This window comes from Bradyrhizobium sp. 153 (assembly GCF_023073835.1).
GTDB lineage: Bacteria > Pseudomonadota > Alphaproteobacteria > Rhizobiales > Xanthobacteraceae > Bradyrhizobium.
In genome coordinates this window covers 81,188-102,230 of sequence record NZ_JADPKH010000097.1, presented here as the reverse complement: position 1 = coordinate 102,230, position 21,043 = coordinate 81,188, and the positions used below count along the sequence as shown (strand labels likewise).

21 protein-coding genes, 1 tRNA gene and 1 pseudogene are annotated in these 21,043 nt (G+C 64.2%); 12 read left to right on the top strand and 11 right to left on the bottom strand.

Translation table 11 applies throughout. From position 1 onward, the window contains the following. Nucleotides 1-16: 16 nt before the first annotated feature. Nucleotides 17-655: a (d)CMP kinase gene (cmk, locus tag IVA91_RS25055; RefSeq protein ID WP_247276521.1), complete on the bottom strand. Its 639-nt coding sequence runs from the start codon at nucleotides 653-655 to the stop codon at nucleotides 17-19. Next, nucleotides 652-1,989, bottom strand: a complete 1,338-nt coding sequence (aroA, locus tag IVA91_RS25050; protein ID WP_247276522.1) for a 3-phosphoshikimate 1-carboxyvinyltransferase — start codon at nucleotides 1,987-1,989, stop codon at nucleotides 652-654. The genes cmk and aroA overlap by 4 nt, the downstream gene beginning before the upstream one ends. Before the next feature lie 159 nt (nucleotides 1,990-2,148). On the opposite strand from aroA, the gene IVA91_RS25045 reads away from it, so the two are divergent. The 3 genes from IVA91_RS25045 to IVA91_RS25035 all read left to right on the top strand — a co-directional run bounded on the left by IVA91_RS25045 (nucleotide 2,149) and on the right by IVA91_RS25035 (nucleotide 3,103). Beyond that, nucleotides 2,149-2,556 carry a TIGR02300 family protein gene (locus tag IVA91_RS25045; RefSeq protein ID WP_247276523.1) on the top strand — a complete coding sequence of 136 codons (408 nt, stop codon included), beginning with the start codon at nucleotides 2,149-2,151 and terminating at the stop codon, nucleotides 2,554-2,556. A 93-nt stretch (nucleotides 2,557-2,649) separates the two neighbouring features. Then, nucleotides 2,650-2,725: transfer RNA gene (locus IVA91_RS25040), tRNA-Ala, on the top strand. 135 nt (nucleotides 2,726-2,860) lie between these two features. After that, entirely contained in the window at nucleotides 2,861-3,103 is a 243-nt protein-coding gene (locus IVA91_RS25035; protein WP_247276524.1) for a GIY-YIG nuclease family protein, read from the top strand. A gap of 16 nt (nucleotides 3,104-3,119) precedes the next feature. Here the strand turns inward: IVA91_RS25035 and IVA91_RS25030 are convergent, their stop codons facing one another. After that, nucleotides 3,120-3,581 carry a MarR family transcriptional regulator gene (locus IVA91_RS25030; protein ID WP_247276525.1) on the bottom strand — a complete coding sequence of 154 codons (462 nt, stop codon included), beginning with the start codon at nucleotides 3,579-3,581 and terminating at the stop codon, nucleotides 3,120-3,122. 152 nt (nucleotides 3,582-3,733) lie between these two features. Between IVA91_RS25030 and IVA91_RS25025 the strand changes: the two genes are divergently transcribed. The 8 genes from IVA91_RS25025 (at nucleotide 3,734) to IVA91_RS24990 (ending at nucleotide 11,271) form a co-directional block, all read left to right on the top strand. Then, complete coding sequence (locus tag IVA91_RS25025) at nucleotides 3,734-4,159, top strand: organic hydroperoxide resistance protein (protein ID WP_247276526.1); 426 nt, start codon at nucleotides 3,734-3,736, stop codon at nucleotides 4,157-4,159. Between the two features lie 175 nt (nucleotides 4,160-4,334). Further along, nucleotides 4,335-5,540, top strand: coding sequence for a CaiB/BaiF CoA-transferase family protein (locus IVA91_RS25020; RefSeq protein WP_247276527.1), 1,206 nt, complete (start codon nucleotides 4,335-4,337; stop codon nucleotides 5,538-5,540). Between the two features lie 398 nt (nucleotides 5,541-5,938). Continuing rightward, nucleotides 5,939-7,255, top strand: coding sequence for a sn-glycerol-3-phosphate ABC transporter substrate-binding protein UgpB (gene ugpB / locus IVA91_RS25015; protein WP_247276528.1), 1,317 nt, complete (start codon nucleotides 5,939-5,941; stop codon nucleotides 7,253-7,255). Between the two features lie 49 nt (nucleotides 7,256-7,304). Further along, a complete protein-coding gene (ugpA, locus tag IVA91_RS25010) occupies nucleotides 7,305-8,186 on the top strand; it encodes a sn-glycerol-3-phosphate ABC transporter permease UgpA (protein WP_247303926.1) in 882 nt (293 codons plus the stop codon). After that, nucleotides 8,186-9,034: a sn-glycerol-3-phosphate ABC transporter permease UgpE gene (gene ugpE / locus IVA91_RS25005; RefSeq protein WP_247276530.1), complete on the top strand. Its 849-nt coding sequence runs from the start codon at nucleotides 8,186-8,188 to the stop codon at nucleotides 9,032-9,034. Before ugpA ends, ugpE begins: the two co-directional genes overlap by 1 nt. A gap of 20 nt (nucleotides 9,035-9,054) precedes the next feature. Then, nucleotides 9,055-10,140: a sn-glycerol-3-phosphate import ATP-binding protein UgpC gene (locus IVA91_RS25000; RefSeq protein WP_247276531.1), complete on the top strand. Its 1,086-nt coding sequence runs from the start codon at nucleotides 9,055-9,057 to the stop codon at nucleotides 10,138-10,140. A 382-nt stretch (nucleotides 10,141-10,522) separates the two neighbouring features. After that, entirely contained in the window at nucleotides 10,523-10,948 is a 426-nt protein-coding gene (locus IVA91_RS24995; protein ID WP_014438749.1) for an Hsp20 family protein, read from the top strand. A 50-nt stretch (nucleotides 10,949-10,998) separates the two neighbouring features. Further along, nucleotides 10,999-11,271 (top strand): DUF1150 domain-containing protein, encoded by a 273-nt coding sequence (locus tag IVA91_RS24990; protein ID WP_007598581.1) that lies wholly within the window; start codon nucleotides 10,999-11,001, stop codon nucleotides 11,269-11,271. A gap of 202 nt (nucleotides 11,272-11,473) precedes the next feature. Here the strand turns inward: IVA91_RS24990 and ptsN are convergent, their stop codons facing one another. From ptsN to IVA91_RS24950, 8 genes are all read right to left on the bottom strand, one after another. Beyond that, on the bottom strand, nucleotides 11,474-11,935 hold the full coding sequence (gene ptsN, locus IVA91_RS24985) for a PTS IIA-like nitrogen regulatory protein PtsN (protein ID WP_027514736.1): 462 nt from the start codon (nucleotides 11,933-11,935) through the stop codon (nucleotides 11,474-11,476). Nucleotides 11,936-12,155: 220 nt separating this feature from the next. Next, nucleotides 12,156-12,758 carry a ribosome-associated translation inhibitor RaiA gene (gene raiA / locus IVA91_RS24980; protein ID WP_247276532.1) on the bottom strand — a complete coding sequence of 201 codons (603 nt, stop codon included), beginning with the start codon at nucleotides 12,756-12,758 and terminating at the stop codon, nucleotides 12,156-12,158. A gap of 83 nt (nucleotides 12,759-12,841) precedes the next feature. Next, entirely contained in the window at nucleotides 12,842-14,470 is a 1,629-nt protein-coding gene (rpoN, locus tag IVA91_RS24975; RefSeq protein ID WP_247459390.1) for an RNA polymerase factor sigma-54, read from the bottom strand. A gap of 89 nt (nucleotides 14,471-14,559) precedes the next feature. Next, nucleotides 14,560-15,579, bottom strand: a complete 1,020-nt coding sequence (gene lptB, locus IVA91_RS24970; protein WP_247276534.1) for an LPS export ABC transporter ATP-binding protein — start codon at nucleotides 15,577-15,579, stop codon at nucleotides 14,560-14,562. A 247-nt stretch (nucleotides 15,580-15,826) separates the two neighbouring features. After that, entirely contained in the window at nucleotides 15,827-16,540 is a 714-nt protein-coding gene (locus IVA91_RS24965; RefSeq protein ID WP_247276535.1) for an LptA/OstA family protein, read from the bottom strand. A 5-nt stretch (nucleotides 16,541-16,545) separates the two neighbouring features. Beyond that, a complete protein-coding gene (gene lptC, locus IVA91_RS24960; protein WP_247276536.1) occupies nucleotides 16,546-17,283 on the bottom strand; it encodes an LPS export ABC transporter periplasmic protein LptC in 738 nt (245 codons plus the stop codon). 157 nt (nucleotides 17,284-17,440) lie between these two features. Further along, complete coding sequence (locus IVA91_RS24955) at nucleotides 17,441-18,055, bottom strand: ribonuclease D (protein ID WP_247276537.1); 615 nt, start codon at nucleotides 18,053-18,055, stop codon at nucleotides 17,441-17,443. Between the two features lie 111 nt (nucleotides 18,056-18,166). Then, a complete protein-coding gene (locus IVA91_RS24950) occupies nucleotides 18,167-19,417 on the bottom strand; it encodes a UbiA family prenyltransferase (protein ID WP_247276538.1) in 1,251 nt (416 codons plus the stop codon). 350 nt (nucleotides 19,418-19,767) lie between these two features. Between IVA91_RS24950 and IVA91_RS24940 the strand changes: the two are divergent. Beyond that, a pseudogene (locus tag IVA91_RS24940) lies at nucleotides 19,768-21,026 on the top strand (MFS transporter); the annotation flags it as partial. Nucleotides 21,027-21,043 lie beyond the last annotated feature (17 nt).

Below are 21,043 nucleotides of genomic sequence, written 5' to 3'. Positions count from 1 at the left end.
CAATGACGGCTGCGGCTTAACCCCGCGACCGGCCCGCTCGGACGGCCTCGATAATGTCGATGGCAGCCCGGACGCCGCCTTCTATATCCAGTTGGGAGTTATCAAGCAAGTAAGCATCCGGCGCCGGCTTTAAAGGCGCAATCGGCCGGTTCTTGTCGCGCTCGTCGCGCTGCATGATGTCGGCAAGCACGGCCGCCTCGTCCGCCTCCTCGCCCCGCGCCCGCGCCTCCATGGTCCGGCGGTGAGCGCGGACCCTGGGGTCGGCGACCACGAAAATCTTCACGTCGGCATGGGGGCAGATCACGGTTCCAATGTCCCGGCCATCGAGCACGGCGCCGGGCGGATCGGCGGCGAATTGCCGCTGGAAATTGACCAGGACTTCGCGGACTCTCGGAATGGCCGAGACGATGGAGGCCCCCTCGCCGACCGTCTGGGTCTTGAGGACGGGATTGCCGAACTTTTCGGGGTCGAGTTCCAGCGCCGCCGCGACCGCGGCTGCCTCGTCGCGGAGATCATGACCGGACTGCATCAGCTCGTAAGCCACTGCGCGATAGATGACGCCGGTATCGAGATGGCGATAACCGTAATGGTGGGCGAGGCGCTTGCCGAGCGTCCCCTTGCCCGAGGCTGCGGGCCCGTCGATGGCGATGATCATGAAAACTCGGCCCCTAGCGAACGCATCATCGGAATGAAATCCGGAAAGCTGGTGGCGATGAAGGCGGTGTCGTCGACGCCGACCGGCTGGTCGGACGCGCAACCCATCACCAGCGCGGACATCGCGATGCGATGGTCCATGTGGGTGGCAACAACGCCCCCGCCGGGCACGTGACCGCGGCCTTCGACGATCAGATCGTCACCGGAGACCTCGACCTTGACGCCGTTGACGCGAAGCATGTCGGCCGTGGCCTCGAGCCGGTCGGATTCCTTGACGCGCAGCTCTTGCAGGCCGCGCATGATGGTCGTGCCCTCGGCGAAAGCGGCCGCGACGGCCAATACGAGGTATTCGTCGATCATCGAGGGCGCGCGCTCCGGCGGCACCTCGACGCCGCGCAGCTTCGACGCGCGCACGCGCAGCTGGGCCATCGGCTCGCCGGCGTCGCGTCGTACGTCGCTCTCCTCGATCGAGGCGCCCATTTCGCGCAGCGTGGTGAACAGGCCGGTGCGCAGCGGATTGGTCATTACGTCGGACAGGACGACGTCGGAGCCATCGGCGATCAGCGCGGCAACGACGGGGAAGGCCGCCGAGGACGGGTCGGCCGGCACGATGACGTTGGCACCGTGCAGCTCTGGCTGGCCTTGAAGCGTGATGCGGCGGCCGTGCTGGCCTTCCTTCGTGGAGGTGATGGCGGCACCAAAATGCTGCAGCATCAGCTCGGTATGGTCGCGGCTCGCCTCGGTCTCGATCACCGTGGTTGTGCCCGGCGCAGCCAGGCCCGCGAGCAGCACGGCCGATTTGATCTGGGCCGAGGCGACCGGGGTCATGTAGGTGATCGGCAGCGGATCGCGCGCGCCCTGCAGGGTCAGCGGCAGACGGCCGCCCTCGCTGCCCGACAAGGCCCTGGCGCCCATCTGTTCGAGTGGATCGAGGATCCGGCGCATCGGGCGGCTGCGCAGCGAGGCGTCCCCGTCGAACACCGCCGAGATCGGGCAACCCGCGACGGCGCCCATGACCAGGCGGCAGCCGGTGCCGGAATTGCCGAAATCCAGCGCCGCCTTGGGCTGGGCGAAGCCACCGACGCCGACACCGTTCACCGTCCAGGCGAAATCACCGGTGCGCTCGACCCTGGCGCCCAGCGCCTGCATGGATTTGGCGGTGTTGAGAACGTCTTCGCCCTCGAGCAGTCCCGAAACCCGGGTCTCGCCGACCGCGAGCGCCCCCAGGATCAGGGCGCGGTGGGAGATCGACTTGTCACCGGGTACCCGTACTTTCCCGGTCAGGGGGCCGCTGGCGCGAGACTGCAGCGGCCTCGGTTGGTCGGAATGGGTCAAGATTGTGTCCTTGGATGCGCCCTAAGGGGCTGGGGCGCAGGTACCACATGGTCCGCGCCCCGTCACGGGCATGTCGTTCTCCTGTAATGCGCTATTGACAGCGGGCCGCCAACTAGCCAAGTGAAGCACCGCTTTTCAGACATTCCCAGGATTCCTGCCGTGGCCAAGTCCGAACTCGGAACTAAACGTATTTGCCCGACCACGGGCAAGAAGTTCTATGACCTCAACAAGAATCCGGTGATCTCGCCCTATACCGGCGAAGTGGTGCCGATCGCCCCGGTCGCGCCCGCACGTGCGTCCCGCGGCGCCGAAGCCCGCAACGTGGCCCCGGACACGACGCCGGAGCCGGCAGAGGCCGAGGAGTTGGTCTCGCTCGAGGAGGCCGACGCCGAGGAGAACACCGGCAAGGTCAAGGCCGTCGTTCCGGAGTCCGAGGACGACATCGAGGTCGACGAGACCATCGAGGATGACGATGACGACGATTCGACCTTCATTGCCGACGACGAAGAAGGCGATGAGGACGTAACCGACATCATTGGTGATGTCGGAGGTGATGAAGAGACTTGAGATCAGCCCTGATCTGTGAAAAAGGGTGCACCGCGCGAGTCACCAGGGCTCGCCGGTTGGGGTGATCCACCAGGTTCATCCGGTCTAAGTTAAGGGGCCATAGCTCAGCTGGGAGAGCGCTTGCATGGCATGCAAGAGGTCGGCGGTTCGATCCCGCCTGGCTCCACCACGCTTCGCCCTTCGGGCTTCGCGTGGCGCAGCCACGCAGAGCCCGAAGGGTAAAGCGTGGTGTCCGGCGTAGCCCGAAGGGCGAAGACGGACTGGTGCGACGCCCACCTAACGACTACCCAGGCGATAGGCGTCAATGTGGTACGTCTACATTCTCCAAAGCGTTGACTTTCCTGATCAGGAATACATCGGCGCCACGGAAGATTTGAAGCGGCGAATTCCGGAACACAATGCCGGCAAATCTAGCCACACCGCTAAATATAAGCCTTGGAAACTGATCTGGTACTGCGCCTTCCCCGACAAGTACAAAGCTCTGGCGTTTGAAAAGTACCTGAAGTCTCATTCCGGCCGCGCCTTCACGAAGAAGCGGCTTTCCTAGGCTCTGACGAACTCCCCTACTCCCCGATCACCGCATTGAGCCGGTCGCGCAATGCGACGATCTCGTCCTTCATTGCGACCAGTTCCGGCACCGAGCAATCCGAGGCCGCCAGAATGGATTGCGGCACGCTGCGTGCCTTGTCCTTCAGCGCCTGGCCCTGCGGCGTCAGGGCGATCAGCACCTGACGCTCGTCCTCGCTCGAGCGGGTGCGCCTCACGAGATGGGCGGCCTCGAGCCGCTTGAGCAGCGGCGTCAGCGTGCCCGAATCCAGGAACAGCTTCTCGCCGATGTCCCTCACCGGTACGTCGTCGCGCTCCCATAGCACCAGCATCACCAGATATTGCGGATAGGTCAGGCCGAGCCGACCGAGCAGCGGCTTGTAGACACGATTGAAAGCATGCGCGGCCGAATAGACCGCAAAGCAGATCTGATTGTCGAGCCGCAGCGGCGCGTCCGCTGCCGATGGTTTCCGGGCCATGGGGACTCTCACGGGATTTGCCCGTATTGTGGGGTCGGGCGGCCGTAAATTCAATTGCAAACAATTAAATGTGAGGCACTGTAATTTCAGTTGTGCGCGATCTAATTGAAGCGATACAGATCGCGTCCACCCGAACCCCCAGGGAGATGAAAATGTCCGTGAACGTCCTCTACAAGACCAGTGCCAAGGCGACCGGCGGCCGCGACGGCCATGCTGCAACGCTCGACGGCGCCCTAGACGTCAAGCTGACCACGCCGAAGGAGCTCGGCGGCGGAGGCGGCGCCGGCAACAATCCCGAGCAGCTGTTTGCGGCGGGCTATGCGGCCTGCTTCATCGGCGCGATGAAGTTCGTGGCGTCGCAGGGCGGCCCCAAGGTTCCCAATGACGCGTCCGTCACTTCGACCGTCGGCATCGGCCCGCGCTCCGAGGGCGGTTTCGGTCTCGAGATCGATCTCGCCGTCTCGCTGCCGGGCCTGGCTCGCGCCGAGGCTGAGGCGTTGGTCGAGAAGGCGCACCAGGTGTGCCCGTACTCCAACGCCACGCGCGGCAATGTCGACGTTCGTCTGACGGTCGTCTGACCGCAATTGCGGATTGGCTGGCCCGAGATCCCCCTCGGGCTGGCCGCTTCCCATTGGTTTGCCATTCTGGGATTGCGCCGCGGCGGCGCATGCGGCCCTACGCGCGAAGCCATTGCTGGGATGCACGAACCTCGCTAGGCCTGTGATCAAGCATCGACACAGGGGAAGCGAAGGCATGAGTTCTGAAGCCGCCACAGGTGCCATGAGCGGATTGCGCGTCATCGATCTCACGCGCGTGCTCGGCGGTCCCTACTGCACCCAGATCCTCGCCGACCACGGCGCCGACGTGATCAAGGTCGAGCCGCCCGCGGGCGACGAGGTGCGCGAATGGGGCCCTCCCTTCCATGAGGAGGATGCGGCCTATTTCGTCGGCATCAACCGCAACAAGCGCTCGATCGGCCTCGACCTCGCCTCCGAAGGCGGCCGCGCCGTGCTGCTGAAGATGCTGGAGACGGCCGACGTCCTGATCGAGAACTTCAAGCCAGGCACGCTGGAGAAATGGGGCATCGGCAACGAGGTGCTGCGCGCAAAATTCCCGCGCCTCGTGCACTGTCGGATCTGCGGCTTCGGCGCCGACGGCCCGCGCGGCGGCAATCCCGGCTATGACGCCATCATCCAGGCCATGACCGGCATGATCGCGGCGACCGGCTCGCCGGAGAGCGGCCCGATGCGGATCGGCGTGCCGCTGGTCGACATCACCACTGGCCTGTACGCGGCGATCGGCATCCTGATGGCGCTGTCGGAGCGCCAGCGCTCCGGCAGGGGCCAGTTCCTGGAGACGACGCTGTACGAGACCGGCCTTGCCATCATGCATCCGCACACCGCCAATTATTTCATGCATGGCAAGCCACCCGCGCTCACTGGCAACGAGCATCCCAACCTCGTGCCTTACGCGATCTTCCCGACGAAAACCGACAACATCTTCATCGGCGTCGGCAACGACGGCACGTTCCGCAAGCTCGCCAAGGAGATCGGCAAGCCCGAGCTCGGCACCGATCCGCGCTTTGCCCGCAACAAGGACCGCATCGCCAATCGCGAGGCGCTGCGCGCCGAACTCGCCGCGGTGTTCAGCCAGCACGAGGCCGAGCCGCTCTGCAACCGCCTGCTCGCGGCGGGCCTGCCCGCTGGCCCGGTGCAGAAGATCGACCAGGCACTCACGAATCCGCACACGATCGCGCGCGGCGATATCATCGAGAAGGATTGGTACAAGGGCGTCGCCTCGCCGATCCGGCTCGACCGCAGCAAGCCGAGCCTGCGCCGCCTGCCGCCGAAATTCAGCCAGCACGCGGCTGAGGTGCTGGGCGAGTTCGGCTACTCCCGGGCGGACATCGACGCGATGGTCGAAAAGGGCGTGGTCTGCGGCCCCGAGCGTAAGCGCTGAGGCCTCGTGAAATAGACTTCAGCGTTGCCGCAACGGCGGTGCGCTCCCTCCCCGCTTGCGGGGGAGGGTTGGGGAGAGGGCGTCTCCAGAACGGGACAATCCCCAAGCGGAGAGAGCAGTCACCCGCGCCTTCGGCGCGACCTCTCCCGCAAGCGGGAGAGGTGTTCGAGATCGCCGCCTGATGGACAACTCACGTCATCCAATGCCGCACTGCGGCGCGAGCACGCGTGTGCAGCGCGAACGCACGGCGCGGTCTCCCGCACGCCTTCGCCTATTTTCCGGCTTCCCTTTTCCAGCGCTTGCCGCTTTCGTTTCGGCCGCTTACACAGTCATGTGAACGTCATGTGGCACTGCTAGCGCAAGCGCTTCTTTATTGACGGGCAAGGGAGGTTTTCTTGATGGCTCTTCGACATTTTGGTGCGGCTGCGGCTGTCGCAGTCACGGTCGGCATGATGGCCTCGCCGGCCCTGGCCGTGACCGACATCCAGTGGTGGCACGCGATGACCGGCGCCAACAACGACGTCATCGTCAAGCTCGCCACCGACTTCAACGCGTCGCAGAGCGACTACAAGGTAATCCCGACCTACAAGGGCAACTACCCCGACACGATGAACGCCGGCATCGCGGCCTTCCGCGCCGGCAATGCGCCGCACATCATGCAGGTGTTCGAGGTCGGCACCGCCACCATGATGGCGGCGACCGGCGCGGTGAAGCCGGTCTACAAGCTGATGGCCGAGACCGGCGAGAAGTTCGATCCGAAGGCCTACCTGCCCGCGATCACCGGCTATTACTCGACCTCGAAGGGCGAGATGCTGTCCTTCCCGTTCAACTCGTCGTCGACGGTGATGTGGGTCAACCTCGACGAGCTGAAGAAGGCGAACGTCGCAATCCCGAAGACCTGGCCTGAAGTGTTCGATGTCGCCAAGAAGCTGCACGACAACGGCCACCCCACCTGCGGCTTCTCCAATTCCTGGGTCACCTGGGTCAATCTCGAACAGCTCTCCGCCTGGCACAACGTGCCGCTGTCGACCAAGGCCAACGGCCTCGACGGCTTCGACACCGTGCTCGAATTCAACGGCCCGCTTCAGGTCAAGCACCTCGAGAAGCTGGTCGAGCTCCAGAAGGACAAGACCTACGATTATGCCGGCCGCACCAACACCGGCGAAGGCCGCTTCACGTCAGGTGAATGCCCGCTCTATCTGACCTCCTCGGCGTTCTTCGGCAACGTCAAGGCGCAAGCCAAGTTCGCCTTCACCGCCGTGCCGATGCCCTATTATCCCGACGTCAAGGGCGCACCGCAGAACTCGATCATCGGCGGCGCCTCGCTCTGGGTGATGGGCGGCAAGTCGGCCGACGAGTACAAGGGCGTCGCGAAATTCCTGGGCTTCCTGTCCGACACCGACCGCCAAGTCTACATCCACAAGGCCTCCGGCTATCTGCCGATCACCAAGGCGGCCTATGAGAAGGCCAAGGCGGAAGGCTTCTACAAGGACCAGCCCTATCTCGAGACCCCGCTGCTCGAGCTGACCAATAAGGAGCCGACCGAGAATTCCCGCGGCCTGCGCCTTGGCAACATGGTGCAGCTCCGTGACGTCTGGTCGGAAGAGATCGAGCAGGCGCTCGCCGGCAAGAAGACCGCCAAGCAGGCGCTCGATGCCGCGGTCGAACGCGGCAACACGATGCTGCGGCAGTTCGAAAAGACCGCCGTGAAGTGAGGCGATCGGCGGCAGGCCGGTAACCCGGCCTGCCGCTCCTGCGCGCATCATGCAAAAGCAAGCCATTTTCCAATCGAAGCTATTGCCCTACGCGCTGGTTGCGCCGCAGCTCGCGATCGTCCTGATTTTCTTCTACTGGCCGGCGTTGCAGGCAGTGATCCAGTCCTTCCTGCTCCAGGACGCCTTCGGTCTTTCGACGAGCTTCGTCTGGTTCGACAACTATCTCGAGCTTCTGCAGGACCGCGCCTATTTCGAAGCGATCGTGCGGACCTTCTTCTTCTCGTTCGCCATCGCGGTCTCATCGCTATCCTTTGCGCTGCTCCTCGCCGTGATGGCGGACAAGCCGCTGCGCGGCTCGATGCTCTACCGCACGCTGCTGATCTGGCCCTATGCGGTGGCGCCGCCGGTCGTCGGCGTGCTCTGGATTTTCATGCTGCATCCCTCGCTGGGCGTGCTCTCGCGTTATTTGCGCGTCCTGGGCATCGACTGGAATCCGCTGCTCGACGGCGACCAGGCCGCAACGCTGATCATCCTCGCCGCCGCCTGGAAGCAGATCTCCTATAATTTCCTGTTCTTCCTCGCGGGCCTGCAGAGCATCCCGCGAAGCGTGCTGGAGGCCGCCGCGATCGACGGCGCGCGCCCGATGCGCAGGTTCTGGACCGTGACCTTCCCGCTGCTGTCGCCGACCATCTTCTTCCTTTTGGTCGTCAACATCGTCTACGCCTTCTTCGACACGTTCGGCATCATCGACACCATGACCCGCGGCGGTCCCGGCAAGTCGACGGAGACGCTGGTCTACAAGGTCTATTCCGACGGCCTGCTCGGCGGCAATCTCGGCAGCTCCGCGGCGCAATCGGTGATCCTGATGATCATGGTGATCGTGCTGACGGGAATCCAGTTCCGCTTCGTCGAACGCAAGGTGACCTACTGATGGTCGAGGAAGAAGGCTTTCGGCGCTACGTCGCTCATATCATCCTCTGGATCGGGATCGCGATCGTCGCCTTCCCCGTCTACATCGCGATCGTCGCCTCGACCCAGGACAACGCGCTGATCGCGAACGGACAGATGTCGCTGCTGCCAGGCGGTCATTTCTTCAAGACTTACTACCAGACGATCTTCATCGGCACGAGCGGCTCGACCCGGGAGCCGGTCGGCAACATGATGCTGAACTCGCTGGTGATGGCGCTCTTGATCGCGGTCGGCAAGATCGCGATCTCGATCATCTCGGCCTATGCGATCGTGTATTTCCGCTTTCCGTTCCGGATGCCGATCTTCTGGCTGATCTTCATCACCCTGATGCTGCCGGTCGAGGTGCGCATCTATCCCACCTACAAGATCGTCGCCGATCTGCACATGCTCGACAGCTATGCCGGCCTGTCGCTGCCGCTGATCGCGTCGGCCACCGCAACGCTGCTGTTCCGCCAGTTCTTCATGACCGTGCCGGACGAGCTTTTGGAAGCCTCGCGGATCGACGGCGCCGGTCCCTTGCGCTTCTTCTGGGATACGCTGTTGCCGCTGTCGCGCACCAACATGGCGGCGCTGTTCGTCATCCTGTTCATCCTCGGCTGGAATCAATATCTCTGGCCGCTGCTGATCACCACCCGCGACGACATGCAGACGATCCAGATCGGCATCCGCAAGATGATCACCACCACCGACGCGCTGACCGAATGGCCGATCGTGATGGCAACTGCCGTGCTGGCCATGCTGCCGCCGGTGTTCGTCGTCGTCGCCATGCAGAAGCTGTTCGTGCGCGGCCTGGTCGAGACGGAGAAGTAGGTTCTTGCAAGTGAGTTTTCATGGCTAACGTCACCCTGCGCAACGTTCGCAAGACCTATCCCGGCGGCTTCGAAGCCATCAAGGGCATCGACGTCGATGTCGGCGACGGCCAGTTCTGCGTGCTGGTCGGCCCGTCCGGCTGCGGCAAGTCGACCTTGCTGCGCATGGTCGCGGGGCTGGAGACTGTCACCGGCGGCGAGATCGACATCGGCGGCCGCGTCGTCAACCAGATCGAGCCCGCCGATCGCGACATCGCGATGGTGTTTCAGAACTACGCGCTCTATCCGCATATGAGCGTCTACAACAACATGGCCTATGGCCTGCGCAACCGCGGAATGGCGGAAGCCGAGATCAAGACCCGCGTCGGGGAAGCGGCGCGCGTGCTCGAGCTCTCCGCCATGCTGGAGCGCAAGCCGCGCCAGCTTTCCGGCGGCCAGCGCCAGCGCGTCGCCATGGGCCGCGCCATCGTGCGCCAGCCGAAGGTGTTTCTGTTCGACGAACCGCTCTCCAATCTCGATGCCAAGCTGCGCATCGCGATGCGCGTCGAGATCCGCAGATTGCAGCGCCGGCTCAACACGACGTCGATCTACGTCACCCATGACCAGCTCGAGGCGATGACGCTCGCCGATATTCTGGTGGTGATGAATGGCGGCCAGGTCGAGCAGGTCGGCAATCCCCTCGCGATCTACCAAAAGCCGGCCACGACCTTCGTCGCCTCTTTCATCGGCGCGCCGCCGATGAACCTGATGTCCACCCGTCCCGACGAGATCAAGTCGCAGCTCGGCGGCAGCGCGGGCGAAGCCGGCATCCTCGGCATCCGTCCCGAAGACTTCGTCATCACCGACCAGACGCCCGCCGGCGGCGTCGCGCTGCCACTTACCGTTGAAGCGATCGAACGCGTCGGCGCCGAAACCTTCGTCTACGGCTCGCGGGCTCAGGAAGACCAGCGCGTCGCCGCCACGCCCGGCGAGCTGCCGCCCGGCGAGGTCATCGTCCGCCTTCCCGGAACCGAGGCGCCAGCCATCGGCCAGCAGATCCGCGTCGCAGCGGTTCGCCAAAAGCTGCATTTGTTCAGCGGCGATGGGCGGAAGCGGTTGGAAGCCTGACCGGGTTCCGAAGGGACAGCTAACAAAAAGTGCGAAAACAACCCCATGCACAGTAGCGGGGCCTTGTTTTCATTGACATAAATCGGCCTGCAATTTGCCGTCCCCGAACTTGTCCCGGGCGTTGCTCTGGCTGTCGAGAGAAAGGTCGTGGGGGATATCGGCGAGCGGTAGCGACGCCGTCCTACGGACGGCCATGCCCCGGCCATGACGATGTGGAAACGCCCGGCGCGAAGCAAAGCGCATCACATGCGGGAATGCCACCTGTGCAGGGCTCCTGCTACCTGCTTGAACCCACACGGGGATATGCCCATATTGCTGACCAAGGGGTGCCGCTTGCGGGCTCCGACACACCAAAGTCGCTTCTGCGAGGACTTTGTAAACTATGTCTCGTGTTCCAACGCTCTCCAGTCCCTTCCTGCTGGGCTTCGACGAGATCGAGCGCGTGCTCGATCGGGTCGTCAAAGGTGCCGACGGTTATCCTCCCTACAATATCGAGAGGTGCGACCGGTCGGACGGCCAGCCCGAGCGTTTGCGCATCACGCTGGCGGTCGCCGGCTTCACCCGCGACCAACTCGATGTAACTATTGAGGAAAACCAGCTCGTGATCCGCGGGCGGCAGCAGGACGACAAGACCCGGCAATACATCCATCGCGGGATCGCCGCCCGCCACTTCCAGCGCACCTTCGTGCTGGCGGAGGGGATGCTGGTGCTGGGTGCGGATCTGAAGAACGGGCTGTTGTCGGTCGATCTGGCCCGGCCTGAACCGGAGAGGATCGTTAAGACAATCGCTATCAATGAACACGAATAATGGAACGAGTAGCGGACTCGACCGCTTAGTGTTCCAGAGGAGTCGAGACCATGAGTGAAGGTCACGTTGCGTTCGAATACGAAGCCAAGAATGTCTCGCCCGAGACGCTGGCAACCCTCGGCGAAGGCCATATCGCCTATGTGAAGCAGATCCGCTCGGAGGACGTGCCGGGCCTGTTTCCCGAAGCACCGAAAATCGCGCCGGGCTTAAAACTCTTCGCGCTCCACGCCGCCGACGGCACGCCGATCATGCTGACCGACAGCCGCGAAGCCGCGATCGCCAATGCCTGGAGCAACGAGCTGCAAGCGGTGAGCGTGCACTGAGCACGCGCGTCGCGCGAACAGGGTTTCAAACGGGCATGCCTTCATGAGAAGGCGTGCCCGTTTTCATTTCGGGAGATGCAGTCTCGCGCGTCGTCACTGCGAACGCGGCGGAGTGCGGCTTAACTCTCGTGTCCCGGACAAGCTGCAACGCCCAGCGCTGCGCTGCGTCCGGGGCACGCGCCCTTAGAGTCGGCAATGACGCTCAAGCCGCCGTCGCCGGCGGCAGGGCCAGCACCGAATAGATCGCCTGGGCGTCGCGCGAGGCGCGGAGTTTCTTGGCGATGTCCTGGTCGCGCAAGAGGCGAGCGATGCGGGCGAGTGCCTTGAGATGGTCGGCGCCGGCGCCTTCGGGGGCGAGCAGCAGGAAGACGAGATCGACCGGCTGGCCGTCCATCGATTCGAAATCGATCGGGCGATCGAGGCGCGCGAACAGGCCAAAGATCTTTTCCAGCTTGGGCAGCTTGCCGTGGGGAATGGCGACGCCGTAACCGACTGCGGTGGTGCCGAGCTTTTCGCGCTGAAGCAGGACCTCGAACACGGAGCGTTCGTTCTGCCCGGTCAGCTCGGCGGCCTTGGCCGCGAGTTCCTGCAACGCCTGCTTCTTGCTGTTGACTTTCAATGCCGGGAGAATCGCCTCGGGTGCGACCAGATCGGTAATCGGCATGGAAGCTTTCCGAGGTGAATTAAGCCGTCAGGTTCCGATTTGGCCAGCTTGATAGACCAAGCTGCGCCGACGTCAATAACATGAAGCAGGAGGCGGACTTAGCCCCGGTCCTGATGTGGGGCGCTTCTACTCCAACGCAATCCCGGTGCCAACTCCCGCGTGCGGCTTTGCCACGGACATTGTTAAAGGCCCGGGATGGTACGGAGCCCGGGTCTCGGACCTAACCATCGGACTTACCGTCCACCTTGGCCCCCGGAGGGTCGATCCAGCCGACATTGCCATCCGCCCGGCGGTAAATGATGTTCACCCGGCCCGAGGAGCCGTGCTGGAAGACCAGGCAGGGCGCCCCGCTGAGGTCGAGTTCCATGACGGCCTCGCTGACCGAGAGGCGCTTCAGCGAGGTGGTTTGCTCGGCGATGATGACGGGGCTGTAGCCGGCGACCTCGTCCTCGCCTTCGGGCGCCTCGAGCACATAGCTCGTGGCATCGAGCGCAGCCATCGCCTCGGAGGCGACATGGGCCTTGCGGGCGGAACGGTCCTTGAGGCGATTCTTGTAGCGGCGCAGCCGCTTCTCGATCATCACCAGCGCCTGGTCGGCGCTGGCATAGGCGTCCGGCGCGTTCGAATCGGCCTCCAGCGTGATTCCCGAATCGAGATGCAGCGCGCAATCGGTGCGGAAGCCGAAGCCGTCCTTGCTCAGCGTGATGTGACCGGAATAATTGCCGTCGAAATATTTGCGCAGCACCTCATCCGTGCGGTCGGCAACGCGGCCGCGCAGGGCCTCGCCGACGCTGATGCTCTTTCCCGAAATTCGAAGAGTCATGTGATGCCTCGCTTGGTTCAAGTGCCTAGCTTGGATCGGTCTCGATGGGACATCGAGAGTAGCGCGATTTCGCGCCAGCGCAATCAGGCCGGCTCGGTGTTGCGGGGGCGATCGGACATTGCGGTGGCGAGGACGTTACCAAGAGCGCTCTGCTTGTCGCGGCGGCGTTGCACCGAAGAGGGAATGCGCATGGCTTCGCGGTACTTCGCGACCGTGCGGCGGGCAATATCAATGCCCGAAGCGCGCAAGCGTTCCACGATGGTGTCATCCGACAGGATTGCCGTGGGCGCTTCCGAATCGATCAGCTGCTTGATGTGGTGACGTACCGCTTCGGCGGAATGCGCCTCGCCGCCGTCAGCCGAGGCGATTGAGGCCGTAAAGAAATATTTCAGCTCGAACGTGCCGCGATTGGTCGCCATGTATTTGTTGGCGGTAACGCGCGACACCGTGGATTCATGCATCTGGATGGCGTCTGCGACAGCCTTCAGATTGAGCGGCCGCAAATGCGCCACGCCATGGGTGAAGAAGCCGTCCTGCTGGCGCACGATCTCGGTTGCAACTTTCAGGATGGTGCGGGCGCGCTGGTCGAGTGCGCGCACGAGCCAGGTCGCGTTCTGGAGCGCATCGGTGAAGTAGGATTTGTCGCCGTCCTTGCCGATCTTCTTCGACAGCTCGGAATAGTAGGTCTGGTTGACCAGCACGCGCGGCAGGGTGTCGCTGTTGAGCTCGACATGCCAGCCACCGTCGGGACCGGGGCGGACATAGACATCGGGCACCATGGTCTGGAGCCGCGCCGAGCCGAACTTCATGCCGGGCTTGGGATTGAGGCGGCGGATCTCGCCGATCATGTCGGCGATGTCCTCGTCGTCGACGCCGCAGACCTTGCGCAAGGACGCGATGTCGCGCTTGGCGAGAAGATCGAGATGCTCGACCAGGGCCTGCATCGCCGGATCATAGCGGTCGAGCTCGCGGAGCTGGATCGCCAGGCATTCGCTCAAGTTGCGCGCGCAGACGCCGGGTGGATCGAATTTTTGCAGCACGGCAAGAACGTCCTCGACGTCCTGTTGCGATGCGCCGAGACGCTCGGCGGCCTGGCCGAGAGCCGGCGGCAGATAGCCGGCCTCGTCGACGAGGTCGATCAGGTACTGGCCGATCATGCGCTGCGCCGGCGCGGTGAAGGCAACCGAGAGCTGCTCGGCAAGATGGTCCGACAGGGTCCTCTCTGCCGCGACGAAGGCTTCGAGATTGTAGGGTTCATCGCCGGAGGCACCACCGCCCCACTCGGTGTAAGTGGTCGGCGCGGCGTCCTGGGCATTGCGCGCGGCCGCCTCGGCCGGCTCCTCGGAGAAGACGTTGTCGAGGCCGGTGTCCAGGGTCTGCTCGATCTCGGCGCGGGTGCCGAGATCCTTGCTCATCCATTCTTCCTGTCCGGGCTCGAACGCCTCGGCGCTGCCGCCAAAGCCGTCGTCACCAACCCCATCACCGTGGCCGCCTTCGTCACCATCACCGAACTGGCTGGCCTCCGCGGTCGCTTCAGCGCCGCCGGCCTCGTCATTGGCCCGCTCCAGCAGGGGATTACGCTCGAGTTCCTCCTCCACGAAAGTCGTGAGATCGAGATTGGACAATTGCAGCAGCTTGATCGCCTGCATCAGCTGCGGCGTCATGACCAGCGACTGCGATTGCCGGAACTCTAATCTCTGCGTAAGCGCCATGAAGCAAGAACCGTTCCCAAAATTGGTCCGATTTTTGCTTATCCTAGTCCGGGCCCGATGTACACGCCTTGACGCCGCGCAAAAACAGGCTAGAGGCGGAATTCCTCGCCAAGGTAAAGCCGGCGCACGTCCGGATCGGCGACGATCTCATCCGGGGTACCCTCGGTCAGGATTTCACCGGCATAGACGATGTAGGCACGATCGGTGAGGCCGAGCGTTTCGCGCACATTGTGGTCGGTGATCAAGACCCCGATGCCGCGATTGGTCAGATGGCGGACGAGGTCCTGGATGTCGCCGACCGCGATCGGATCGATGCCGGCGAAGGGCTCGTCGAGCAGCATGTAGTTCGGCCGTGTCGCCAACGCGCGCGCAATCTCGACGCGGCGGCGCTCCCCACCTGATAGCGCGATCGACGGCGATTTCCTGAGGCGCGTGATGTTGAACTCGTCGAGCAGCGAATCGAGCTGGTGCTCGCGTTTCTTGCGCGAGGGCTCGACCACTTCGAGCACCGCGCGGATGTTCTGCTCGACGGTGAGGCCGCGGAAGATCGAGGCCTCCTGCGGCAGATAGCCGATGCCGAGCCGTGCGCGCTGATACATCGGCAGCTTGGTGACATCGTGCCCGTCAAGCTCGATCGCGCCGCGATCGGCCTTGATCAGGCCGGTGATCATGTAGAACACGGTGGTCTTGCCGGCGCCGTTCGGGCCGAGCAGACCGACCGCTTCGCCGCGGCGCACGTAGATGCTGACGCCGCGCACCACCTGACGACTGCCAAAGGCCTTTTCCACACTGTGCACAGCCAGGAAGCCGGGCCGCCGCAGCAGCTGCCCGCCTGTACCATTGGATCTGCTGCCGGCCCTGACCGGGTGAACCGCCTGCGGACGCGGCGGCTCGGCTCGATAGTCCGCCTGATAGTCGGCGTGATGGTCTCCTTGGAACTGGTCGGGCGCACGCACCGGCTGGCTCCGGGCGGTCGGCGGCGCATCCCGCACCGGGCTGGTGACGAGACCGCCGACATCGTCACCGAGCGCGCTGATGTCCTGACGCGCAAATCCTGGCCGGCCGCGTTTGGCGGGTCGCCGACGGAACATGCTGAAGAGATCGACCATCCCCGCCTTCTAGCCTTTCACGACGATCCTGCACGACAATCCTGCACGATGGTCCGCGCGTGATCCCGCGATCTGCCGCCCCGGTCTTTGCGATCCGCCGGTGCAGCCTGAGTGAGGGATGTCTCATGCCCAGTGAAACACGCCCGAAAAGCGGCGAACCCCGCTTCGAAAGCCCTTCGCGCTAGATACAGTCTTGCCGGGCAAGCTTCAACCTCGGATCGGGAGCAACCAAAGCAAGTTATTGAATTTACTTTTGTTTACTTGCGCCGGGCAACTGCAGAGGCGGTGCTGTGCCGGGTTTGGCGCCTTGCCCGCAATCATTGCTGCCGCCCTGCGGCAGCAGGGCCTGGACCCGGCCGCTCTCGGATTCCACCCGCGACACGCCCGTGGTCATGTCGACCATCAGGCGGTCGCCGCGCAGCACGTTCTTGCACTGCGTCAAGACCACGCCGCCGAGCATGGTGATGAGGTTGGTCTTGGTGTCGAACACGGCGGTCTCGCCCGTTACCACCTGGTCCTTCTGAGTGACCACGACATTGCCGCGCGCCTCCAGCCGCTTGATCGCGGAGCTGCCGCCCGGGCCGGGCGTTGTCGACTGCATCGGTGCCGCCTTCGCGCCCTTGGCCGCCGGCTGCGGCACGGCCGGCTTGTCGCCGCCGCCCGATTCATAAAACACCACCAGCGTCTTCGAGGTCATGGTGGTGTCGCCCTGCACGACCTTCACATTGCCGGCGAAGGTCGCCTCCTTCTTCTTGTCGCGCATTTCGAGCGAGGCGGCCTCGATCTGGATCGGCTGGTCGCGGTTTTGCGAAAAGCCCTGCATCGCGTTGGGCACGCCTTGCATCGTGCTCTGTGCAATGGCGGCCCCGCCAGCGACCACCGCAACGACGGCGGCGACAAGCACGGCTGTGCCGAGGACGGCACTCCGCATGTAGTCGCTGCGCGAAAAAAAACTGATCATGGAAATCACTTTGAATTGGCAGACTTGTTCTGAGGCGTACGCGTCTTTGCAGGTGGCGCAGGCTCGGCCGGGGGCGCAGGCTGTGCGGCGGCGGGGTCGTCCAGCTTGTCCAGGTGCATCACCACATTGCCTTCGAAGCGGATGAGATCGCCGCCCTCGGTGATCCGCAGCCGGTCCGCGGTCAGCGTGCCGTTGGTCAGCTTGACGTCGACGCGCTCGTCGGAGGTGACCGTGCCCTTGTTCATGTCGACGAAGGCCGAGTTCAGCCGCGCTTCGTAGCCGGTCGAGGTGCGCAGCAAGATGTCCTTGTGCAGATCGAGCTGCTGCTGCTTGTTGTCGAAACGGCCGGTGCGGGCGTCGAGGAACAGGGTGGATTGATCCTCCATCAGCACCTTTGCACGCAGATCCGAAAGATCGACATGATCGGGGTCGGTGATGTCCTGCGTCGCGGTCTTGGCCCAGAGCTCGTAGGGCCGCTGGTCAGGCGTGAAGCCGGCGAGGTGCGGCGTTTCCATGGTGATCTTAGTGCCCGACACCACCAGGTTTCCGGAATCGAGCGGCAGTTTCGGCATCAGCATGCGGAACGGATTGAAGACCGACACGCCGACGATGGCGGCCATGGAGAGCAGCACCGCGCCCGGCACCGCGACACGCAGAATCCGCACCAGGCGGCTGTGGCGCGCCGCGCTGGCAAACTTCGCCGCAAGCGCGGCGTCGTAGGTGGGATTCTGGGCCGAATTCACCTGGACTCCTGATTCACTCCTGAAGTGGCGCTCGCCTTGTCCGGTGGAAGGACGCCCCATTGTACCCGGCGCCGCCAAAATATGCAGCCGGCGACAGGCCGTTACGAAAGTGTCCGAAACGGGGCGGCAGCCCTGACCCTAGCGGCCACGAGCGGCATCAGGAATGCGCGAAAATGTCCTCTTCCGCCCAGCCCTGGAGGTCGAGCAGGGCGCGGGTCGGCAGGAAGTCGAAACAGGCCTGCGCCAGCGCGGAGCGGCCTTCCCGCACCAGCATGGCATCGAGCCGCTCGCGCAGGCCGTGCAGATGCAGCACATCGGAGGCGGCATAGGCGAGCTGCGGCTCGCTCAGGCTGTCGGAGCCCCAGTCGCTGGACTGCTGCTGCTTGGAGAGGTCGATGTTGAGCACCTCGCGCACCAGGTCCTTCAGACCGTGGCGGTCGGTATAGGTGCGGGTCAGGCGGGAGGCGATCTTGGTGCAGTAGATCGGCCCGGTCATGACGCCGAAGGTCTGGTACAGCACCGCGATATCGAACCGCGCGAAGTGGAAGATCTTCGTGATGGCGGGATCGGCCAGCAGCGCCTTCAAATTCGGCGCGTCGGTGTGCCCCTTGGGGATCTGCACCACGTCGGCGCTGCCGTCGCCGGGCGAGAGCTGCACCACGCAGAGCCGGTCGCGGTGCGGGTTCAGGCCCATGGTCTCGGTGTCGATCGCCACCGCTGCGGTGTAGCGGGACAGGTCGGGCAGGTCGCCGCGATGCAGGCGCACGGTCATGGCGTTTCAAAACCTCGAATGGTGTCGGCAGAATAGGCTAATCGGGATTCCCCGCGATGTATCCACTCACGGCGGGCCGCGCAAGCGCCGGCCGTGACCTTACGGGTCCGGTCAGATCGCCGCCAGCATGATGCAGATCATCGCGGCCACCGTGATGCGGCTGGGGCCGTCGCGGAAAGCGTAGATGATCGGATCGTCAGGCATCTCGCGGCGGTGCGCCATCATCAGGGCGCGGCCGAACCAGTAGAGCAGCAGCGGGTTGAGCAGCCACAGCATCCAGGGACGGCTGTAGAGCGGCGTCACCGCGGAGGAGGAGACGTAGAGCGAGAACACCGTTGCCGCGTTCATCGCGCTCGCCGCCGCCATCGCGGCGATGACATGCAGATCAGTGATCCTGTAATCGCGGTTGGAGGGATCGGCGAGGCCCGCGCTCTCGCGCATGCTGAGCTCGCTGAAACGCTTGATCAGCGCCAGCGAGGTGAACACGAACAGCGAGAAGATCAAAAGCCATTCCGACAGCACCACGCCGACGCCGACGGCGCCGGCGATGATGCGCAAGCTGTAGAGACCAGACAGCGTCACGACGTCGACCAGCATCTTGCGCTTGAGCGCGAGCGAATAAGCGATCGTGGTGACGAGATAGGCGCCGAGCACGCCCAGGAAGAGAGGCGAGATGCAGAGGCTGGCGACAAGCGCGAACAGCCACAGCGCAGGAATCGCTGCTAGCGCCGCGGAGATCGGCAGATCGCCGGCCGCGAGCGGGCGATGGCGCTTGGTCGGATGCTGCCGGTCGGCCGAAAGATCCAGGAGATCGTTCATCAGATAGGCGCCCGACGCGCAGGCGGAAAACGCCATGAACGCCAGCAATGCATAGCCGAGCGTTGGAAGGTTCATCTGATGCGCGGTGAGCGCCGGCACGAACACCAGCGTGTTCTTGGCGTATTGATAGACGCGCAGGGCCTTGGCCCAGGTTTTCCAGCTGACGTGGCTGTGGCCGCGGCTCTCGATGCGCTCGATCGCGCCGCGATCGAACGGCAGCGTATGGCCCGCGGCAAGATCGGCCGGCGTCACGACGCCGTCAAAGCCAAGATGTGCGGCAATGCCCGCCGCATGATCGGCGAAACGTCCGGCGACAAGATATATCTTCGCGCCCTGCGCCCGCGCCGCCAGCGCCTGATTCAGCACATCGGAATCATAGGGCAGATGGGCATAGTCGATCTCGGCCCGCGCCAGGATATCCGTGAGCGCGGCCATACCCGGGCGTCCGCCGGCGCCGAAGCGGGCCAGCATGCGGCCGGGCGCACTGAACAGCGCTTCCATCAGCAGTTCGGAACGCAGCAGCGCGCCTTCCAGATCGATCACAAGCGTCCGCCCAGCCGCCGCAATTGCCGACGGTGCGGGGGCGCCAGAATCATGTTGCCAGGCAGGCTGCTCCATCCGGAAACACTCTTACTTGACGCAAAATGACCGGCCCAAAGGCCGGGGAGCAGGGGAAAGGGATGGTCGCGAGCCTAGAGGGCATTCGCTAAGGGCGGCTTAATTCCCCCGGACAGGAGCGGGTTCGCGCGGGCGCCCTGTTGCCCGGATCCCACAACCCGCCCCGCGCTTCCTGTTGCGGCAGAGCTTTTACCTTGCCGCCGGTGGACATCGTCGCCGTCCACCCTATCTGCCAGTTTCGCGCGCCCCGCCGCGCTTACCCTGAATCAGGTGCCATGACCGAACAGACGCTCGCCGCGGCCGTCGACGACCCACAGGAGCGCCAACGCGGCTTTTCGCGCTATCAGGCGCTGCTCATCGCGCTGCTCGCGTTCACGCAATTCACGATCATCCTCGACTTCGTCATCATGTCGCCGCTCGGCGCCATCCTGATGCCTGCGCTCGACATCACGGCCGGGCAGTTCGGCGTCGCGGTCTCGGCCTACGCGTTCAGCGCGGGGATCTCGGGCATCCTGGCCGCCGGCTTTGCCGATCGGTTCGTCGCAAGCGCCTGCTGCTGTTCTTCTATGTCGGCTTCACGCTCGGGACCATGCTCTGCGCCGCCGCGCAGAACTACCATGTGCTGCTGCTCGGCAGGATCGTGACCGGATTGTTCGGTGGCGTGATCGGCTCGGTTGTGCTCGCCATCATCACCGATCTGTTCCCGCTGCACCTGCGCGGCCGCGTGATGGGCTTCATCCAGACGGCGTTTGCCGCAAGCCAGGTGCTCGGCATTCCCGCCGGGCTGTTCCTCGCCAATCACTGGAGCTGGCATGTCTGCTTCGCCGCGATCGTCGTGGTGTCAATCGCAGCGATCGCGGTCATCGCTTTCACCATGGAGCCGGTCGATGCGCATCTGAAATTGAAGCAGGACAGAAACCCGTTCCGGCACTTGATCGCGACCGTCGGGCAGAAGCGCTATACGCTGGCCTTCGCCGTCACGACGCTGCTGGCGACCGGCGGGTACATGCTGATGCCGTTCTCCAGCGCCTTCACCGTGCACAATCTCGGCATCGACATTGCGCATCTGCCGACGATCTATCTCGTCTCCGGCCTGTTCAGCATCGTCACGGGGCCTCTGGTCGGCAGGGCGAGCGACGCGTTCGGCAAATACCCGACCTTCGCGTTCGGCAGCGTCGTGTCGGTGATCATGGTGCTGGTCTACACCCGTCTCGGCCACGTCTCGCTCGCGACCGCGATCCTCGTCAACGTCTTGATGTTCGTCGGCATTTTCTCGCGCATGATCCCGTCGCAGGCGCTGATGTCGGCGATCCCCGATCCGAGCCAGCGCGGCTCGTTCAGCGCGGTCAGCGCCTCGCTTCAGCAGCTCTCCGGAGGACTCGGCTCAGTGCTCGCCGCCGCCATCATCGCCCAAGCGGCGGACGGCTCGCTGATCCATTTCGACCGGCTCGGCTACGTCGTGGTCGCGACGACGATCGTCGCGCTGGGCGCGATGTACTTTGTGCAGAAGGCGGTGGCGGAGCGGGCGGGAAAAGCGGGTGGTGTGAGAGC